Annotated in this window: 11 protein-coding genes; 2 read left to right on the forward strand and 9 right to left on the reverse strand. The window is 40.7% G+C overall.

Features of this window, described 5'->3' with window-relative positions; genetic code table 11:
- Window positions 1-710: 710 nt before the first annotated feature.
- From ACO1XM_RS15995 to ACO1XM_RS16025, 7 genes are all read right to left on the reverse strand, one after another.
- Window positions 711-3,665, reverse strand: a complete 2,955-nt coding sequence (locus ACO1XM_RS15995) for a GH92 family glycosyl hydrolase (protein WP_486230790.1) — start codon at window positions 3,663-3,665, stop codon at window positions 711-713.
- Window positions 3,646-6,159 (reverse strand): beta-mannosidase, encoded by a 2,514-nt coding sequence (locus ACO1XM_RS16000; RefSeq protein WP_486230793.1) that lies wholly within the window; start codon window positions 6,157-6,159, stop codon window positions 3,646-3,648. The genes ACO1XM_RS15995 and ACO1XM_RS16000 overlap by 20 nt, the downstream gene beginning before the upstream one ends.
- A gap of 4 nt (window positions 6,160-6,163) precedes the next feature.
- Window positions 6,164-7,768 (reverse strand): beta-N-acetylhexosaminidase, encoded by a 1,605-nt coding sequence (locus tag ACO1XM_RS16005; RefSeq protein WP_486230795.1) that lies wholly within the window; start codon window positions 7,766-7,768, stop codon window positions 6,164-6,166.
- A gap of 38 nt (window positions 7,769-7,806) precedes the next feature.
- A complete protein-coding gene (locus tag ACO1XM_RS16010) occupies window positions 7,807-8,733 on the reverse strand; it encodes an ROK family protein (RefSeq protein WP_486230797.1) in 927 nt (308 codons plus the stop codon).
- Window positions 8,702-10,156, reverse strand: a complete 1,455-nt coding sequence (locus ACO1XM_RS16015) for an MFS transporter (RefSeq protein WP_486230799.1) — start codon at window positions 10,154-10,156, stop codon at window positions 8,702-8,704. The genes ACO1XM_RS16010 and ACO1XM_RS16015 overlap by 32 nt, the downstream gene beginning before the upstream one ends.
- Before the next feature lie 169 nt (window positions 10,157-10,325).
- Window positions 10,326-11,288, reverse strand: coding sequence for a sodium-dependent bicarbonate transport family permease (locus ACO1XM_RS16020; protein WP_486230865.1), 963 nt, complete (start codon window positions 11,286-11,288; stop codon window positions 10,326-10,328).
- A gap of 40 nt (window positions 11,289-11,328) precedes the next feature.
- Window positions 11,329-11,646 (reverse strand): hypothetical protein, encoded by a 318-nt coding sequence (locus ACO1XM_RS16025; protein ID WP_486230801.1) that lies wholly within the window; start codon window positions 11,644-11,646, stop codon window positions 11,329-11,331.
- A 91-nt stretch (window positions 11,647-11,737) separates the two neighbouring features.
- Here ACO1XM_RS16025 and ACO1XM_RS16030 point away from each other — a divergent pair, with 91 nt between their 5' ends.
- Window positions 11,738-12,661: a LysR family transcriptional regulator gene (locus ACO1XM_RS16030; RefSeq protein WP_486230803.1), complete on the forward strand. Its 924-nt coding sequence runs from the start codon at window positions 11,738-11,740 to the stop codon at window positions 12,659-12,661.
- Between the two features lie 25 nt (window positions 12,662-12,686).
- On the opposite strand, the gene ACO1XM_RS16035 is transcribed toward ACO1XM_RS16030, so the two are convergent.
- The gene (locus ACO1XM_RS16035) at window positions 12,687-13,043 is read right to left on the reverse strand and encodes an endonuclease domain-containing protein (RefSeq protein ID WP_486230805.1); all 357 of its coding nucleotides are present in this window, start codon (window positions 13,041-13,043) and stop codon (window positions 12,687-12,689) included.
- Window positions 13,044-13,391: 348 nt separating this feature from the next.
- Window positions 13,392-16,016, reverse strand: a complete 2,625-nt coding sequence (locus tag ACO1XM_RS16040; RefSeq protein ID WP_486230807.1) for a valine--tRNA ligase — start codon at window positions 16,014-16,016, stop codon at window positions 13,392-13,394.
- Window positions 16,017-16,145: 129 nt separating this feature from the next.
- On the opposite strand from ACO1XM_RS16040, the gene ACO1XM_RS16045 reads away from it, so the two are divergent.
- The gene (locus ACO1XM_RS16045) at window positions 16,146-17,276 is read left to right on the forward strand and encodes an MFS transporter (RefSeq protein WP_486230809.1); all 1,131 of its coding nucleotides are present in this window, start codon (window positions 16,146-16,148) and stop codon (window positions 17,274-17,276) included.
- Window positions 17,277-17,352 lie beyond the last annotated feature (76 nt).

Consider the following 17,352-nt stretch of genomic DNA (forward strand, 5'->3'; position numbering starts at 1 on the left):
TTATTAACTAGGCTGGCATAATAATATTGCTCCTTCGGAAGCAATGCGAGAATTGAATGAATTTTAATTCGATGTATTGGCCCAAACTAGATACTTGCCACATTGAGTGCTAGAATACCAGGGGTAATTGAAGTGGGCTACTGCAAAACTGCATCGTCCCTTCGGAGACGATGCGAGGCGTAGTCAGGTTAGCTTGTAAACCCTTGTCCGCTCCTTGTCTCCCGAAGGGGACGAGGAGCTTAAAATATTGTACTATGCTTACTTAACAATCTGTATTCTTGAGAATCTAGTAATGGGTGAATTGAAGATTCCAGGATGAAACTGCATCCTCCCTTCGGAGACGATGCGAGGCGTAGTCGGGTTAGCTTGTAAACCCTTGTTCGCTCCTTGTCTCCCAAAGGGGACGAGGAGCTTAAAATATTGTACTATGTTTCCTTAACAATCTGTATTCTTGAGAATCTAGTAATGGGTGAATTGAAGATTCCAGTATGAAACTGCATCGCTCCTTCGGAGACGATGCAAGGCGTAGTCAGGTTAGCCTGTAAACCCTTGTCCGCTCCTTGTCTCCCAAAGGGGACGAGGAGCTTAAAATATTGTACTATGTTTCCTTAACAATCTGTATTCTTGAGAATCTAGTAATGGGTGAATTGAAGATTCCAGTATGAAACTGCATCGTCCCTTCGGAGACGATGCGAGGCGTAAGGGCTCATTCATTTAACCCAAACCTCATCTGTAAAAATATAGGCATCACCAGAAAACGAATAACCTTGATGCCAGGCTGGTAGCTTACCATAGTTGTGTGCAATAATTTTTACATAACGACCTTTTGCTTTCGATACCATGGCACTAAAATCCTTTGTTTGCTCTTTGTAGTCGTCAGCAGCAATGGTATTTTTCACTTCAGCTATTTTCTTGAAATTTTTTCCATCAGCAGAAATAAAGAACTCAACCAGGGTCGGCATTAAAATCCAGGCACGGGTGTCTTGCAGAAAGCCTGCACCCACTTCGTTTATTTTTTGTGATTTGCCCAAGTCAACAATGGCTTCAAAATTTTGCTTCTGATAGCCCTGCCATTCGCCTTTGCGCCAGTTTACATCACCACGGATACCATCAATAATGCCCTCATCGCCACCGGCTGAGTACTGTGCACTATAAGTGGATTTGATTTCGACTTTTCTATTCGGAGGCATTTTATAGAAGTCAGCCTTAACAATACCACTGATTACATTTGATTCATTAACAGCGATAGCCCTTAATGAAGTTGTCTTGGTTAGTTCCACGGCTTTTTGGTAACGCATAGACTGAAGGTTGGGCTGCGAACCGTCTGTGGTATAGTAAATTTTACAATCAGGTGCGGCACTAATTTTTACTTGTATACTTTCTTTAAAGCTTTTGCCGGGAGCATCAATCACTGGCAGACTTACCCAATCTTTTATTTTTACTTCGGTAGCAGGCATATCTTGTTTACGCTTGCCGAAATCAGATGAAGCTTTGTTACTCATTTTAAAACTCAGGTTACCACCGTCCAGCAATTGTTTGTAACTGATGTAGCTCTTCGCGTACGCCTGATTATTGAGACTTACTTGTTGAATGTATTGATCTTGTTCGTTTGTTCTTTGTCTGTTAATAACAAGCACGGCACCATCTTCAAACTTGATCGTGCTTTTATCGAAGAGTGGATAACCAAAGGTGAAATCTGGCTGGCCAGGTGTCACTTGATAGATGCCTAAACTACTTAAAACAAACCAGGCACTCATCTGTCCGCAATCTTCATTACCGGAAAGGCCATCGGGTGCGTTGTGATAGAGTTCCGTTAAGATTTGTCTGATACGCTCTTGTGTTTTTTCTGGTTTACCTATGTAATTGTATAAATAGGCCATGTGATGACTGGGTTCATTTCCATGCGCATACTGACCAATCAAACCTGTTATGTCAGCCTGATCACGTCCGGTGGTCTGACTACTTTCTGTAAATAATTTATCGAGTTGTGCTTCGAAACGATCGGTACCACCCAGCATTGTAATATGTCCGCTGACATCGTGCGGTACAAAGAATGAGTACTGCCATGAATTGGCTTCGGTAAAATGATTATTAACTTCCCGTGGCTCAAAGGGAGATAGCCAACCGCCATTTTTACGCGGACGCATTAAACCTGTTTCCGGATCTAAGGTATTTTTATAATTGAGTGAGCGTTGCAGAAATTTTTGATGGATTTCATCATTGCCTAATTGTTTTGCGAACTGCGCTATGCACCAGTCGTCATATGCATACTCTAATGTCTTAGAAACAGATTCATGTTCATCATCTATGCTGATAACACCATTGGCCATGTAGGCAGGTAAACCTAAGTGAGACCATGTAGCACTTTTTACCATAGCCTCTAATGCTAGTTTCTGATCGAAGTCAGTGATACCCTTGCTCGCAGCATCATTAATAATGCTTACACTGTGGTAGCCAATCATACAATCCGTTTCATTGCTGGCCAGTTCCCATACAGGTAAACGCCCGCCTTGTTCATACATATTTAAAAATGTATGCACAAAGCTGCGAGTACGTTCACGGTCGATAAGACTGAGCAATGGGTGTAAAGCACGGAAGGTATCCCATAATGAAAATATGGAGTAATGTGTGTAATTCTCTGCCTTGTAAATCTTCTTATCCATGCCACGGTAACGTCCATCCACATCGCTGGCTACGTTAGGGTGTATCATTACATGATAGAGTGCTGAATAAAATTTAACTAAGTCATTTCTGTTTTCACTCTCCACCACAATTTTATTTAACTCCAGATTCCAGCTGATCTGTGCATTTTGGCGAACTGTTTTAAAACTCCAGTGAGGTAATTCGGCTTCCAGATTTTTCTGCGCACCATCAGGGCCAACGGGGGAGAGGGCCACTTTTACTACAATAGGTTTACCATCGCTAATAAAACGAAAGTTAAGCTTGGCATGAGGATCTGAAATACTTCTTTCTGTAGTGGTTATTCCTTTTTGATTGGCGACTGTAAAGTCTTCAAAGGGTCTGGAAAATTCCATGACAAAAGCAATGTATTGATCCGTGGCCCAAGCCTTACTCTTTCTATAACCGACCAGACGGGAATTGCTTTGTACGACCAAGAGTGTTTCTGTACACAAGTCACGGTGCATAAGATCGAACACAAGGTTGGCACTATCTGTTTTAGGGAATGTATATTGATGCATACCAACGCGGGTGCTACTAGTTAACTCTACCTTTACTTTATTGTCGAGTACTACACTGTAGTAGCCAGCTTCTGCTTTTTCATTTTTATGACTGAAACCCTGTGCATATTGCTCGGGAAAATATTTAGCTCTTCCCAAAGTTGGCATTAACATAATGTCACCATAATCACTTACTCCTGTTCCACTTAAATGTGTATGTGAAAAACCATAGATGATGCTATCCGAATAATGGTAGCCCGAACAACCATCCCAACTGCCATCAATTCTTGTATCAGGCGAAAGTTGTACCATACCGAAAGGCATTGTCGCTCCCGGGAAGGTATGTCCATGTCCTCCAGTGCCAATGTAAGGATTTACATATTGAGCTAGATTTTTTTGTGCTGAGGTAGTATGGCTCAACAAGGAAAATACAAAAAAAATTATGAGCGTGAATAATTGATATTGCTTAATGTTCATACGTATCATACAGGCTCTTGAGTTGAAGATGTTTCTTTATTTTTTGCACGGAAGACGGTGTTGTAAAATTAATACGAATTGACTCCCCGGCATTTAAATCGAAATAGTTTTTACTGATTTCCATTGCGGGATCGGCCAAAATTTGTATGTTTTTGGCAAGTGCCTTGCCATTTTTAATGGTTATGACTTTTTTCTTCTGGTTGATTGACCAGGTGAGTTGGGGTTTCGTTAAAGCTAAATCTTTAGGTTCAACAAAGTAAAAGTAATTTTTGTCAAGCAGCCTGCCTCCAGTATCTGATATGCTGGCAATAAGCACCAGGTCTGACGACTTATAATTTTGCAATAGATTAGCACTGTCTTGCTGATACACTACCTGAGCAAAGAGTGCTTTGGTTTTAGTAGTGCTTGTTTCTTCCCATATTTTTTCACCATTTAATTTTTGCAAAACCAGCTTTACAGTAAGTGTTGAAGCATGATCGCTAACCAGGTAAACTTTATATTCATTTCCTTCTTTAATGATAGAGGTAATGTTGGGTGCGAAAGCCCGCATGATTGCATAATGACTTGCCTTGGGAATATTAAGGTGATCGACACTGCTCCAGGATGTAACCGGCCAGCAATCGTTTAATTGCCAATACAAACTTCCCATACAATAGGGTTGATTTCTTCTATGCGCTTCAATAGCCACCTTCATACCGTCAGCTTGCACCAGCTGAGATACATAGGTATAGTCAGTAAACTCTTTCGGTGGGATATACGATTGCTTCACATAATGAGCAATGGTTTCAAAACCGGTGGGATGTTTTTGATGATGTTTTACGGCAGCAGACTGTAAGCTAAGATTTCTGTCATTTGTGATAGTAGCAAATACTTGTTGGGAGGGCATGCTTTGAAATCCGTATTCGCTCATGAATCGCCCGATTTTTTGATTGTATACAACGAATGGTTGCATGCCCCACCAGACGCCCCAGTAGTGGATGTCACCTTCCAATAAACTTTGCTTACGTCCCCAACCATGTTGTGGAGATGATGGCCAGTAGACAGTAGGTTGGTCATACTGTTTTACTACGGCTGGTAGGACTTTTTCAAAGAGATTTAAATAGTCATTCCAAATTTTAGCAGAATCACTTTTGCTGTAGCCTAATTGTTTTTGCCAACCCCAGTTGTGCCAGCCTTCACTGATTTCGTTGTTACCACACCACAATGCAAGACTTGCGTGGTTCCGCAGACGGGTCACTTGCTCAATGGCTTCCTGCCTTACATTATTTATAAAATGATCATCACCCGGGTACATGGCGCAGGCAAACATAAAATCCTGCCAGACTAAAATGCCGGCTTCGTCACACGCCTCATAGAAAGCATCATCTGCGTAAACGCCACCACCCCACACACGCAGCATGTTCATATTGGCTGCCTTAGCCCGCTCAACAATTTCCTGATACTTTTCTTTTTTTACACGTGGCAGGAAATTATCTGGTGGAATATAATTGGCACCCTTACTAAAGATGGGGCGACCATTCAGTTTAAAATAGAAGCTTTTACCAACACTGTCTGGTTCCTGAACTAATTCAATGGTTCGTATACCTATTTTTATTTCCTGTTGCTGTTTTGCTTTTTCCTGTAATGCTTCCGTCTCAATTCTCAGGGTGTACAATTTGGCTTGCCCATAACCATTGCACCACCATAGCTCAGGTTTGTATATGCTTACGGGTGTATGCAGTACACTGTCATCGTTTATTAAATGAATGCTGCTGCCCAAGAGCATATTACTCTCTTTATTGAAAACAGTTATTTTAACGGCAGAGGATTTACTGGCGCGAACGGTAGTCTTAACGATGCCTTTTGCTTCCTGATCATTAAGTTCCGCAAGTAAAAAATGATGATGGTCAACAAGTATATTGCCATGCTCAATAACAAGGCTCACTGGTTTCCAGATGCCACTGGTAACAAAACGCGGCCCCCAGTCCCAACCATAGTGGTATGCTGCTTTACGGGTAAATACTTTTTCATCACCAGGTAAAATATGAGTAAGCTTTTTGGCTTCTGCCTTTCCAAGAAGTGAGGCTGGTTCAAAGAGAACACGAACTGTATTGCTACCTTTTTTTATATGTTGTGTGACATCAAATTTCCAGGCACGGAACATATTATCTGCAAGACCAATAGGGGAGTCGTTGAGGTAGATGGTGGCATACGTGTCAAGTCCCTCAAAATGGAGGAATACCTTACTATGCACTTCACTGAATGAATAATTAAATTCAGTCTGATATTCCCAACGAAGTGTATCAATCCACTGAAGTGCTGCTTCATTAGTTTCGAAAAAAGGATCTTCAATTTTTTTATTGGTCAGTAAATCTGTGTGTACTGTTCCGGGCACAGTTGCATTCAGCCAATCCTGCTTACCGACTTGCCTGAATTTCCAATGTTGATCAATACTTACTTTTTCTACCTGGCAGAACGCAGTAATCCCCTGCAGGCAACAAAGCAGAATGAGTAAGTACTTCATTTCATTAAGGCTTGTGGTTCAGAAAATGTTTGGCATAGTTGGCTTTTTCTACATCCAATACCTGAGCATGTTTCTGCAAGCGAAGGATAAAAGCATTGTAATCTTTTTGCTTTGAATTCGCCCAGAGTGTTTCAGCCAGCGCACACATGCGAGGCAAAGCCATGTACTCTACTTGTTTAAAATCAGGTACATACTCTGTCCATAAATTAGCTTGTGCCCCAAGAATATATTGTTGTTCCTCCTGATTTAGTTCAGTAGGCATAGGGTTATATGCGTATACAGCCTCAAGCGGATTGTAACCGCCAAAGGCCAGGGGTTCTTTATCTTTTTCTTTTACCTGATAATGATCGAAGTAGCAAGGTTGACCGGGAGACATCACCACAGGGTGTTTAAGTCGGGCTGCAGCAATACCACCCTCTGTACCTCGCCAGCTCATCACAGACGCATTGGGGGCAAGTCCTCCTTCAAGTATTTCGTCCCAACCGATAATCTGTCTTCCTTTACTGTTTACGAATTTTTCAATGCGTGTTATGAAATAGCTTTGCAGATCATGTTCGTCTTTTAAACTATGCGCAGTAATTCTTTTCTGACAACGCTGGCATTCCTTCCACCGTGTTTTAGGACATTCATCGCCTCCAATATGGATGTACTTACCAGGAAATAAGTCAACTACTTCAGCCAATACATTTTCCAGAAAAGCAAAGGTCTCATCCTTACCCGCACAGAACACATCATCAAAGACACCCCAGGTAATGGCAGATTGGAAAGTACCATCTGTGCAGGCTAGTTCAGGATACGCAGACAAGGCTGCCAAAGCATGACCAGGCATTTCTATTTCCGGCACTACTGTAATGTGAAGTGTTTTTGCATAAGCGACTACCTCACGAATATCGGCTTGTGTATAAAAACCGCCATAAGGAATGTTATCGCTTGGTGCTGTGGTAGAGTAGGGGCCAATAATGGTTCCGCTGCGCTTTGATCCGACTGTGGTAAGCAATGGATATTTTTTAATTTCAATTCTCCAGCCCTGATCATCCGTTAAATGCCAATGAAAGGTATTGAGCTTATGAAGTGCCAGGTAATCAAGATACTTCATAACTTCTTCTTTATTGAAAAAATGCCGACTCACATCTAAATGCATACCTCGCCACTCAAAGGAAGGCTGATCTTTAATAGTAACCAGTGGTAGTGTTATTTTATTGGTAACCAATTCATGGTTATTAACTATTAATTGATACAAGGATTGTAATGCATAAAATACACCAGCGGTTTTTCCGCGAATGATAATTCCCTTTGCCGTGATATCAAGTGTGTAGGCTTCAGCGTGTGCAGTTGAATTATCCAACACCAGCTTTATTGTTTTTTTAGATTTTGATTTTATAATTGTTTTGAGCGTAAAGCCAAGCGCCTTATTTAATTGCTTATTAAAAACATTGATTTCATTGTAGAATACATTATCCTGATCAACGATTTTAAAGTCGGGGTTAACAGTCAGACTCCCATCTTGAAGAATAGCAGAAGCAGGCTGCGGAATGATATTAATCCCCTGCTGGGCATAAACGAATGTTCCCAGGCAAAGTAAAAAGGCTAATGAAACAATTTTTTTCATACACGAATATCGTTGATGTAAAACACAAAGAGAAGCTACTATTTTTCATTCTGCCAAACAAGCGAAGCAGCTCCCAATATGGCAGCATCACTTTCATGAAGTGTTGAAGTAAGCAGTTTTACTTTTCCTCGGTAAAGATTATGCAGATTTGATTCGAAATATTTACGTGTAGGTTTCATTAACAAATCTCCGGACCGTACTAAGCCACCAAAAAGAATGATAGCTTCCGGACTGGTGTATGCTACTGCATTGGCCAACGCAAGCCCTAGGCGCTTTGCGGTTAATTCAAAAGCCTCTAGGGCCACTGCATTACCTTCGCTGGCCAGCTGATAAATTTTATGTGCGCTTAATGATGATTGTTCACCGCTTAACTCCTGGTATGTTTTAACAATACCAGTAGCTGAGCAATACGTTTCAAGGCAACCTTTACGTCCACAACCACAAGCTCTTCCGTCAGGCTCAACAATAACATGTCCTAATTCTCCGGCAAATCCATCATGACCATATACTAATTGACCTTGCACGACCAAACCACTACCCAGGCCTGTACCGAGGGTGATTAAAATAAAATCATTAAAAGGTTGAGCAGCACCATATAACTTCTCACCTAATGCTGCGGCATTGGCATCATTAGTAACAATGCTATTTACCTGGAGTGCTTGCTTAAAAAGAGCTGCAACGGGTACAATACCTTTCCAGACCAGGTTTGGTGCATATTCAATGGATCCGGAATAATAATTGCCGTTGGGTGCGCCAACACCACAACCGATTAAGTGAGCATTATTTAACTGCAGAACAGCAGTTTGTATTATTTCTGCAGCATGAGAAACAAGCAAGGTGAAATCATCAAATTGTTTCGTAGAGAAACTGTCTTTCCAAATGATTTCACCTTGCCTGTTTACAAGACCAAGGGCAACGTTGGTACCGCCAATATCAATGCCCGCTACCAGTGCTTGTTGTTGCATCGTAGTCTATTCCTTGCGATTTTAAAATACCACTGACCTTCCAGGCGTAATAAGCCAGGTATGCAAAGCAGGCCACACCCACCAGATAACTCCATTGAATGCCTAGTAAATAATCTGAAACTACTCCTTGTAATAAGCTGATAACACCACCCCCCATAATCATCATGATCAGGAAGCTTGAGCCTTCGTTGGTATGTTTACCCAAGCCAGCTACAGCCAAGGTAAATATACATGGCCACAAGGTGCTGCAGAATAAACCTACACTGATGAAAGCATATACACTTACCATTCCATCAGTAAGCATTCCAATAAATAAGGCTGCGATACCCATTAAAGAGAAGATGAGTAATTGACGGGCAGGATTGCCCTTACTCATGTAGTCACCCACAATCATGACTAAGATAACCAATGCATAAACATAGAAAGGTGTGATGTCGTGATTAGCTATTTTAATAACACCCAGGAAGAAGGCGAAAGCGATGTATGGCATGATAAAACGTAACGCTTTTTTAAAACCGTCACCAATATTAAAGGCGCCTACCGATCCTGTTAAACGACCGATCATTAAACTTGCCCAATACAAGGATACAAAAGGAGCAATACGGTCGGTTGGTGTTTTAAGGTATTGCTGCATAAACTCAGGTAAGTTACTGGCAGTGGCTACTTCCACACCTACGTACAAGAATATGGCAATCATACCCATCCATAGTTGAGGATACTTTAAAGCACTCGATTTTTCCGCTGCAACAGGAATATTTCCTTTAACATCATCGGTTACCGCATGAATTTTATTCGGAATGTTTGAAAATTTAAAAATGACAGCAACAATAATAAAGGCCGCGCCTAATATCAGATAAGGCGTTTTTACACTTTCAATGCTGGCCACAGAGGCAACACCTGTAGTTGATAAGCTGCCAAAGATGGCAAAGCTTACAATGAGTGGACCCACAGTAGTACCCATGTTATTAATACCACCGGCAAGACTTAGTCGTTGTGAACCTTTCTTAGGGTCGCCCATGACAATAGCCAGTGGGTTGGCAGCTGTCTGTTGTAGTGAAAATCCCAGACCGACTACAAAAAGTCCAGTGATCATGAGATTGAAGGAAGCGGACTCTGCCGCTGGGTAAAACAATAAGGTACCTAACGCAGAGATGATAAGCCCGATGGCAATACCATTTCTATAACCGATGCGATTAAGAATATCACCACCAGAAGCTTTGGAAGCAAAGAAGTAGATAATGGAACCGACAGTATAAGCAACATAAAAAGCAAAAGAGATCATTTGAGACTGCCATTGCTCCAGGTTTAGTTTCTCTTTAAAAACCGGGATCAGAATATCATTGCTGGCAGCCACAAAGCCCCAGAAGAAGAATACTGAAATGAGCGTGAGGAGCGCTACGTTGTTGGATTTATTTGAAGACATGAAATAACAGGGTTTAAGGGCTGTAATATATCTAAATAAGTTTGAGAAATAAGGAGGATTTTGGCAAATGGTTTATTCCTCATCCTGAAGAGACAACAATTTGGCTACGCAGGAATCTTCTATAATGATTCCTGCAAATTGACTACGCCTTAAAACGTCCAATGAAAAGCTAAAACGTCCGAACAAGTGATAGGTAAATCGGTAGTCCGATGGTAATGTTCAATGGAAAAGTGATCGCCAGCGCCATTGGAAAGTAAATGCCTGGGTTCGCTTTTGGCGCTGCTATTTTCATGGCTGCGGGCACGGCAATATAGGAAGCACTGGCAGCCAATACGGCAAGGATAAACCTGTCGGCCACTTCATGGGTTACAACGCTACTGATGGCGGCCACCAAGGCACCGTTGAAGAGAGGAATGATGATGGCAAACACAGTAAGGAAGCGTCCACTTTTCAGGAAGTCACTCAGTTTTTTTCCGCTCACAATACCCATGTCAAGTAAGAAGATGGCTAAGAATCCTTTAAATAAATCTGTTGTAAAAGGTTTGATCCCTTGTGCTTGCTGATCGCTGGCCAGTAGACCTATAACTAAACTGCCTAAAATAAGCAATACACTTCCATTGGTGAGTGAATGTTTAAGAATGCTTCTCATTTTTGGTGCCTCTTGATTCTTTTCACTGCATAAACGAATCAACATAACACCAATAACAATGGCCGGTGCTTCCATTAAAGCCATCACGGCTACCATGTGTCCGCTGGATTTTAAATTTTGAATCTCAAGAAAGGAGAGTGCAGTAACAAAAGTAACCGCACTAACCGAACCATAAGCAGCAGCAATGGCACCGGCATTCTCTGTGCTCAATCTTTTCTTTAAAATAAGGAAAGTGTAAAGCGGTATAATGCATGCAATGGCGATGCCGAAAAGAATAGACCAAAGAATGCTGATGGAAAAATCACTGTGTGCCAACTCTTGTCCTCCTCTGAAACCAATGGAGAACAAAAGGTATAGTGAGATAAACTTGGAAGAGTTTGGAGGTATTTCAAGATCGCTTTTTAATCTTACCGCCAAAATACCTAAGACAAAGAAAAGTAAAGCAGGATTAGTAAGGTTATCAATGAGCAGCTTATAGTCTATCATGATGCCGATTGCACAGATTTAATATTTAATACGTAGCTTATACAAGCTCTATAGTAATAGGACAAGAAATTTTTACCTCTCGGTTATTTTTCTCTGCCTGGATAAGCACCTTCTTTAATACTTCCATGGTATCCAGGAGCTCATTCATCCTGTTTTCAGAATGTTGGGTATTGCCTCCCGAATGCTCTTGTATTCTGTGAATTTGCCTGCTGTGAAAATTTACTTTGTTATTAAGCATTTCCAGCAAAATTCTTTTTGCATCTTCTGCCTTAAAGGTACCCTGAATAAGTTTGAACTTATGGACATCGCCATCCTGTTGTTGATCGATAGATGATAAAAGCGCTTCAATATTCATATACGTCTGTTTTAGTTTGGTGCTGCAAAACTCATCATCTTTAAACATATATTTTTATATATATTTGTAATGATTAACATAAATAATATTTATGAATTATACCCTTCATCAGCTTCAGGTTTTCTTAAAAGTCACCCAGGTGAAAAGTATCACCAAAGCAGCCGAAGAGCTGCACCTGACGCAACCAGCGGTTTCCATTCAGTTAAAAAACTTTCAAGACCAGTTTGATGTGCCCTTAACCGAGGTAGTGAGCAGAAAATTATATGTCACTGATTTTGGTGCTGAAATTGCCAGGGCAGCTGAAGATATATTGGATAAAGTAAATGCCATCAATTTTAAAACAGTTGCTTTTAAAGGTCAGCTAAGTGGGCGATTGAAGATCTCCGTTGTGTCAACTGGTAAATATGTAATGCCATACTTTCTCACTGATTTTTTAAATGCTAACCCTGCTGTGGAGTTGTTGCTTGACGTAACCAATAAGAGTAAGGTTATAGATGATCTTGAAAAAAATGCAGTAGACTTCGCGCTGGTATCTGTACTTCCACAACACTTGCAAATTGATAGGATAGAACTTTTACAGAATAAACTTTTCATGGTAGGCAATAGCGATCAGAAATTTAAAAGTAAAGAGTATGACAAAAAGATTTTTGAAGCACTACCCCTTATTTACAGAGAGCATGGATCGGGCACACGTTATGTGATGGAGAAATTTATACAAAGAAACAACCTGCCGGTAAGAAAGAAAATGGAGTTAACAAGTAATGAAGCGGTTAAACAAGCTGTAATAGCCGGACTCGGCTATTCCATTATGCCCTTGATTGGTATAAAAAACGAACTGCAAAATGGAGACTTACAGATTATTCCGGTGAAGGGATTTCCAATTAAATCTGTTTGGAATTTGATTTGGATAAAGGGTAAAAGCTTTTCGCCTGTTGCCAAGGCCTTGTTAGCGCATTTAAAAACGGAGAAAACTAAAATAGTAAAAGAGCGATTTGAGTGGTATGAGGCTTATTAGTGAATGAAACGGAATTTTAATAATTTCAAAGATGCACCCTTATCTTATCCAGCACCAATGGCATCTCCTCTAATTCCTCGTTTTTAAATCTAATTACTTTATATCCCAATTCACTAAGTATGCCATCTCGAGCCTGATCATACTTATACTGTTCTGGTTGTTCATGAATGCCACCATCTAGTTCAATAATGAGTTTCTTCTCTGCACAATGAAAGTCAGCTATGTATGAGTAACGTTTGTTTCCTTCAACTTTATAAATAATGGGATACTGTCGATTGAACTTTTTTCCTTTTATTTTTCTATTCCTGATAAAGTACCAAAGTTTAGCTTCTGCTTTAGTTTGATTTTTTCTTAGGGATCGGCCCAGAGAGGTAATACTCATGCGTTGAAAGTATAATTTTCAACGCACTTTTGAAATTCTTTAGTTTAATTATTACCAAAAAGATTTAGTTGATCATTTAGATATAAACAATCTTTATTTCATTTAAACTTTTATCATACGAATTTGACCTATGTACAATATTTCTACTCACCCCGGCTTTCTTGCGAAAGCCACCCCTCTCTACAAGTAGAGGGGGGAAAGATCATCGAAGATTATCAGATTTAGCTCTAATGTTTTTATTTTTTTTCAGGACGAGTATAATCACTAACTCAATTTTTTTACGAAAGCCACCCCTCTCTGCAAGTAGAGAGGGGAAAGATCATCGAAGATGATCAGGGGTGAGTCAGCCTATATTCTACTCAAACTCTCTTCAATTGCTTTGATCTTCGCTTCTGCATCTGCCTTCTTCTTTCTTTCGTTGTCGACAATTTCAGCTTTGGCACTACTTACAAATTTTTCGTTAGCCAGTTTTTTCTCTATTGAATTCAAAAAGCCTTTTTGATACTCAAGGTCTTTCAACAAAGTCTCTTTCTCTTTTGCGGCATCAATTTTTCCTTCCATCGGAATGAAGAATTCCATGGAGCGGATAACAAACGAACTGGCATTGCTGATGCTGGCATCAGTCATTTCTATCGCCTTCAAATTGGATAATTTTTTTACGATAGGTAAAAAGGTGTCCAGTTTTTCTGAGCCATTGTTTTTAATGTGCAAGGCCAATGCTTCTTTTGGCGACATGCCTTTGGCATTGCGCAGGTTGCGTATTTCAGCAATCACTTCAAAAGCAAGATTAGCCTCTGCTAAAATACCTTGATCAAAAGATTGTACTGTAGGCCACTCCGCAACGATGATGTAGTCATTGCCTTTACGCTCACGCAGTTCCTGCCATAATTCTTCTGTAATAAATGGCATGAAAGGATGTAGTGCCTTTAGCAACGTCTCAAAGTACTGAACTGTTTTCTCATAGCTGGTTTTATCAATGGGTTTACCAAATTCAGGTTTCACCATTTCTAAATACCAGGCGCAGAAATCATCCCACACAAGTTTGTAGATGCACATCAAGGCGTCAGACATGCGGAACTTGCTGAAGTGATCGTTCAGTTCTGTCAGCGATGCATGTAACTTAGATTCAAACCAGGCAATGGCCACTGAATTTTCCTGCGGTGTTGCAATATCGCTTACTTCCCATCCCTTTACTAAACGGAAAGCATTCCATATTTTATTAGAGAAGTTTCTGCCTTGTTCTACTAATTTTTCATCATACAATAAGTCGTTACCTGCTGGTGAAGAAAAGAGCATACCCGTACGCACGGCATCAGCACCAAAATTGGCAATCAAGTCCAAGGGGTCAGGCGAGTTACCCAAAGACTTCGACATCTTGCGACCTTGTTTATCGCGAACAATACCTGTCAGGTATACATTCTTGAACGGCATTTCATTGCGATACTCATATCCGGCAATAATCATACGTGCTACCCAGAAGAATAAAATTTCCGGAGCAGTTACCAAATCATTGGTAGGATAGAAGTAATTCAGATCTGCATTACCCTTGTTGCCATCCTTAAAAACCGAAGCATCAAATACAGCAATCGGCCAGAGCCAGCTGCTGAACCAGGTATCCATCACATCTTCATCCTGTCGAATAATTTTAAATTTCAAATTTGAAATTTGAAATTGTTCCCTCGCTTCAGCATCAGTTTTTGCCACCACAATTTCTCCATCTTCATTATACCATGCCGGTATGCGATGTCCCCACCACAACTGACGCGAAATACACCAGTCGCGAACGTTGGCCATCCAATGATGATAGGTATTCTTGAATTTAGGTGGAATCAACTGAATATCATCATTCATCACATGCTCAAGTGCAGGCTTGGTGATAGTATCCATTTTTAAAAACCACTGTAGCGATAAACGCGGTTCAATAACAGCATCGGTTCTTTCAGAGAAACCTACGCTGCTTTTATAATCCTCAACTTTTGCCAGGTGTCCCTTCTCCTCAAGTTCTTTGGCAATTTTCTTACGCGCAATGAATCGGTCTTCACCTATGTAAAGTTGTGCCTTTTCATTAAGTGTTCCATCGTCATTTAAGATATCAAGTACTTCAAGCTTGTGTTTTTGGCCAAGCATGTAGTCATTCATATCGTGAGCAGGCGTTACTTTCAAACAGCCTGTCCCAAAATCCATGGTCACATAATCATCTTCAATAATCGGAATACTTTTATTGATTAAAGGAATGATGGCACGCTTACCTTTTAAGTGTGTGTAACGTTCGTCTTTTGGATTAACACAAATCGCACTGTCCGCCATAATAGTTTCAGGACGTACCGTAGCGATGGTCACAAATTCATTGCTTCCTTCTATTTTATATTGGATGTAATAAAGTTTAGACTGTACATCTTTATGATTTACCTCATCATCCGCCAAGGCAGTTTTACCGAGTGGATCCCAGTTTACCATACGCAGCCCGCGATAGATATATCCTTTTTTATGGAGGTCAATGAATACATCAATGACCGCTTCATAATAATCATCATCCATGGTAAACTTCGTACGATCCCAATCGCAGGAAGCTCCCAGTTTCTTTAATTGCTCTAAAATAATTCCGCCATATTTCTCTTTCCACTCCCAGGCGTATTTCAGAAATTCTTCTCTGGTCAGGTCAGATTTTTTAATGCCACGTTCCCGCAGCATAGCTACTACCTTCGCTTCTGTGGCGATCGAGGCATGATCCGTTCCTGCTACCCAAAGTGCTTCTTTGCCCTCCATACGCGCTTTGCGAATCAGCACATCCTGAATGGTGTTGTTGAGCATATGGCCCATGTGCAGCACCCCCGTTACGTTGGGAGGTGGGATAACTATCGTATAGGGTTCTTTGGCTGGATTAGGCTTGGCTTTAAAGAAACCACGTTCTAACCACAGTTGGTACCACTTATTTTCAACTTCTGAAGGATTGTATTTTGTAGATAAAGACATGCTAAAACGATAAATAAAGGGCAAAAATACAGAAAATGACCGAAAAGAAGATTTTTTAAGTACCAACAAATCCAAAAGCATGATCAGATTCGTAAGTTGATTCATTAACCCCAAAAAACAGCTAAAAACATGGAAGCAACTATTTCAAAACAAGGTGAACAGGACGAAATTCAGTGGAAACAACTCTGGAGCCTCGCTGCCCTTTATGGTTCGGTAGTCATCGGATGGATCGCCTATCAGCGCTATCAACCCAAGCTACTCGTACAATTTGAGTTCACCGATTTTACATTCTTATTAATGGTGGTTCAAGGTGTTATCCTTACCATCACACCCATGATTGCCGGTCGTATTGGCGACCGCTATCGTTTTGAGCGCGGTAACCGGTTACCCATTATTAGTGCGGGCATTTCATTCGCTGCCATGATTTTTATGGCGGTTGCTTTTACACTATTAGGAAACCCTGGTGAAATATTTAAATGGATTTTACCGGTGTTGATTGTTTTCTGGTTAATGGCCATGAGCATTTTTACAAGCCCAGCGCTATCTACCATTGAGTCGTTTATGCCAGTTGAAAAATTACCCCGCGCCATGGCTATTTTAACTATCGTAGGTAATTTATTGTATGCTCTAGAACCCGTTATTGTAGATATCATTGATTTCTTAGGTGCACCGGCAACCTTTATAACGGGCGGGGTAGTGGTGTTTGTTTCTGGCTACGCTTTGAAGAAAAATGCTGCTGCTTCTTTGCTAAAGTCAGATAATAAAGATGCAAGACCTCAAGCGGCTTTTAAACTAGACACACAGCGTTCACAATATGGTTTCATTTTGTTAATGGGTATTGCCCTTGGTGTTGCTACTTCATGTCTCTTCAATATTTTCCCTGCCATTATGGATGCCAAACTTGCCGATGTATTGAAGGGAAATAATGGAAGTATCATCTCTGTTGGTATCCTGATTATATCAGCATTATTGTCATTGCCTTTTAGTTCGCTGGTAACCAATTACGGCCTGATACGCTCTTTCTGGATCAGCTTTGTACTCGTGTTGGTAAGTCTTGCAGGTATTTTGTTCCTGCAATCACCTTTGGCTGTGTTATTAATGACTGCGATTTTCGCTATTGGATTTACTGCGCTTTCCGTTAGCTCCTTACCGCTCGCTATTGGTAAAGCCAATTATTATCAGAAAGTATTTTGTGTTGGTATTTTCTTTGCCGGAGTTGAAGGTGTAGAAGCCATCATGGATATTATTCAAGGCTTATAACAACAAAGTCATTGCCTGTATCGAATCGATGCAGGTAATTTTTCTATCCTCTGTTAACCTATCTTGGGGAGGTAGA

Source organism: Chryseotalea sp. (assembly GCF_057350905.1).

What these genes read in the sequence shown, in the direction of transcription:
- ACO1XM_RS15995 (WP_486230790.1), bottom strand. Translation starts at nt 3,665, where the DNA reads ATGATACGTATGAACATTAAGCAATATCAATTATTCACGCTCATAATT.
- ACO1XM_RS16000 (WP_486230793.1), bottom strand. Translation starts at nt 6,159, where the DNA reads ATGAAGTACTTACTCATTCTGCTTTGTTGCCTGCAGGGGATTACTGCG.
- ACO1XM_RS16005 (WP_486230795.1), bottom strand. Translation starts at nt 7,768, where the DNA reads ATGAAAAAAATTGTTTCATTAGCCTTTTTACTTTGCCTGGGAACATTC.
- ACO1XM_RS16010 (WP_486230797.1), bottom strand. Translation starts at nt 8,733, where the DNA reads ATGCAACAACAAGCACTGGTAGCGGGCATTGATATTGGCGGTACCAAC.
- ACO1XM_RS16015 (WP_486230799.1), bottom strand. Translation starts at nt 10,156, where the DNA reads ATGTCTTCAAATAAATCCAACAACGTAGCGCTCCTCACGCTCATTTCA.
- ACO1XM_RS16025 (WP_486230801.1), bottom strand. Translation starts at nt 11,646, where the DNA reads ATGAATATTGAAGCGCTTTTATCATCTATCGATCAACAACAGGATGGC.
- ACO1XM_RS16030 (WP_486230803.1), top strand. Translation starts at nt 11,738, where the DNA reads ATGAATTATACCCTTCATCAGCTTCAGGTTTTCTTAAAAGTCACCCAG.
- ACO1XM_RS16035 (WP_486230805.1), bottom strand. Translation starts at nt 13,043, where the DNA reads ATGAGTATTACCTCTCTGGGCCGATCCCTAAGAAAAAATCAAACTAAA.
- ACO1XM_RS16040 (WP_486230807.1), bottom strand. Translation starts at nt 16,016, where the DNA reads ATGTCTTTATCTACAAAATACAATCCTTCAGAAGTTGAAAATAAGTGG.
- ACO1XM_RS16045 (WP_486230809.1), top strand. Translation starts at nt 16,146, where the DNA reads ATGGAAGCAACTATTTCAAAACAAGGTGAACAGGACGAAATTCAGTGG.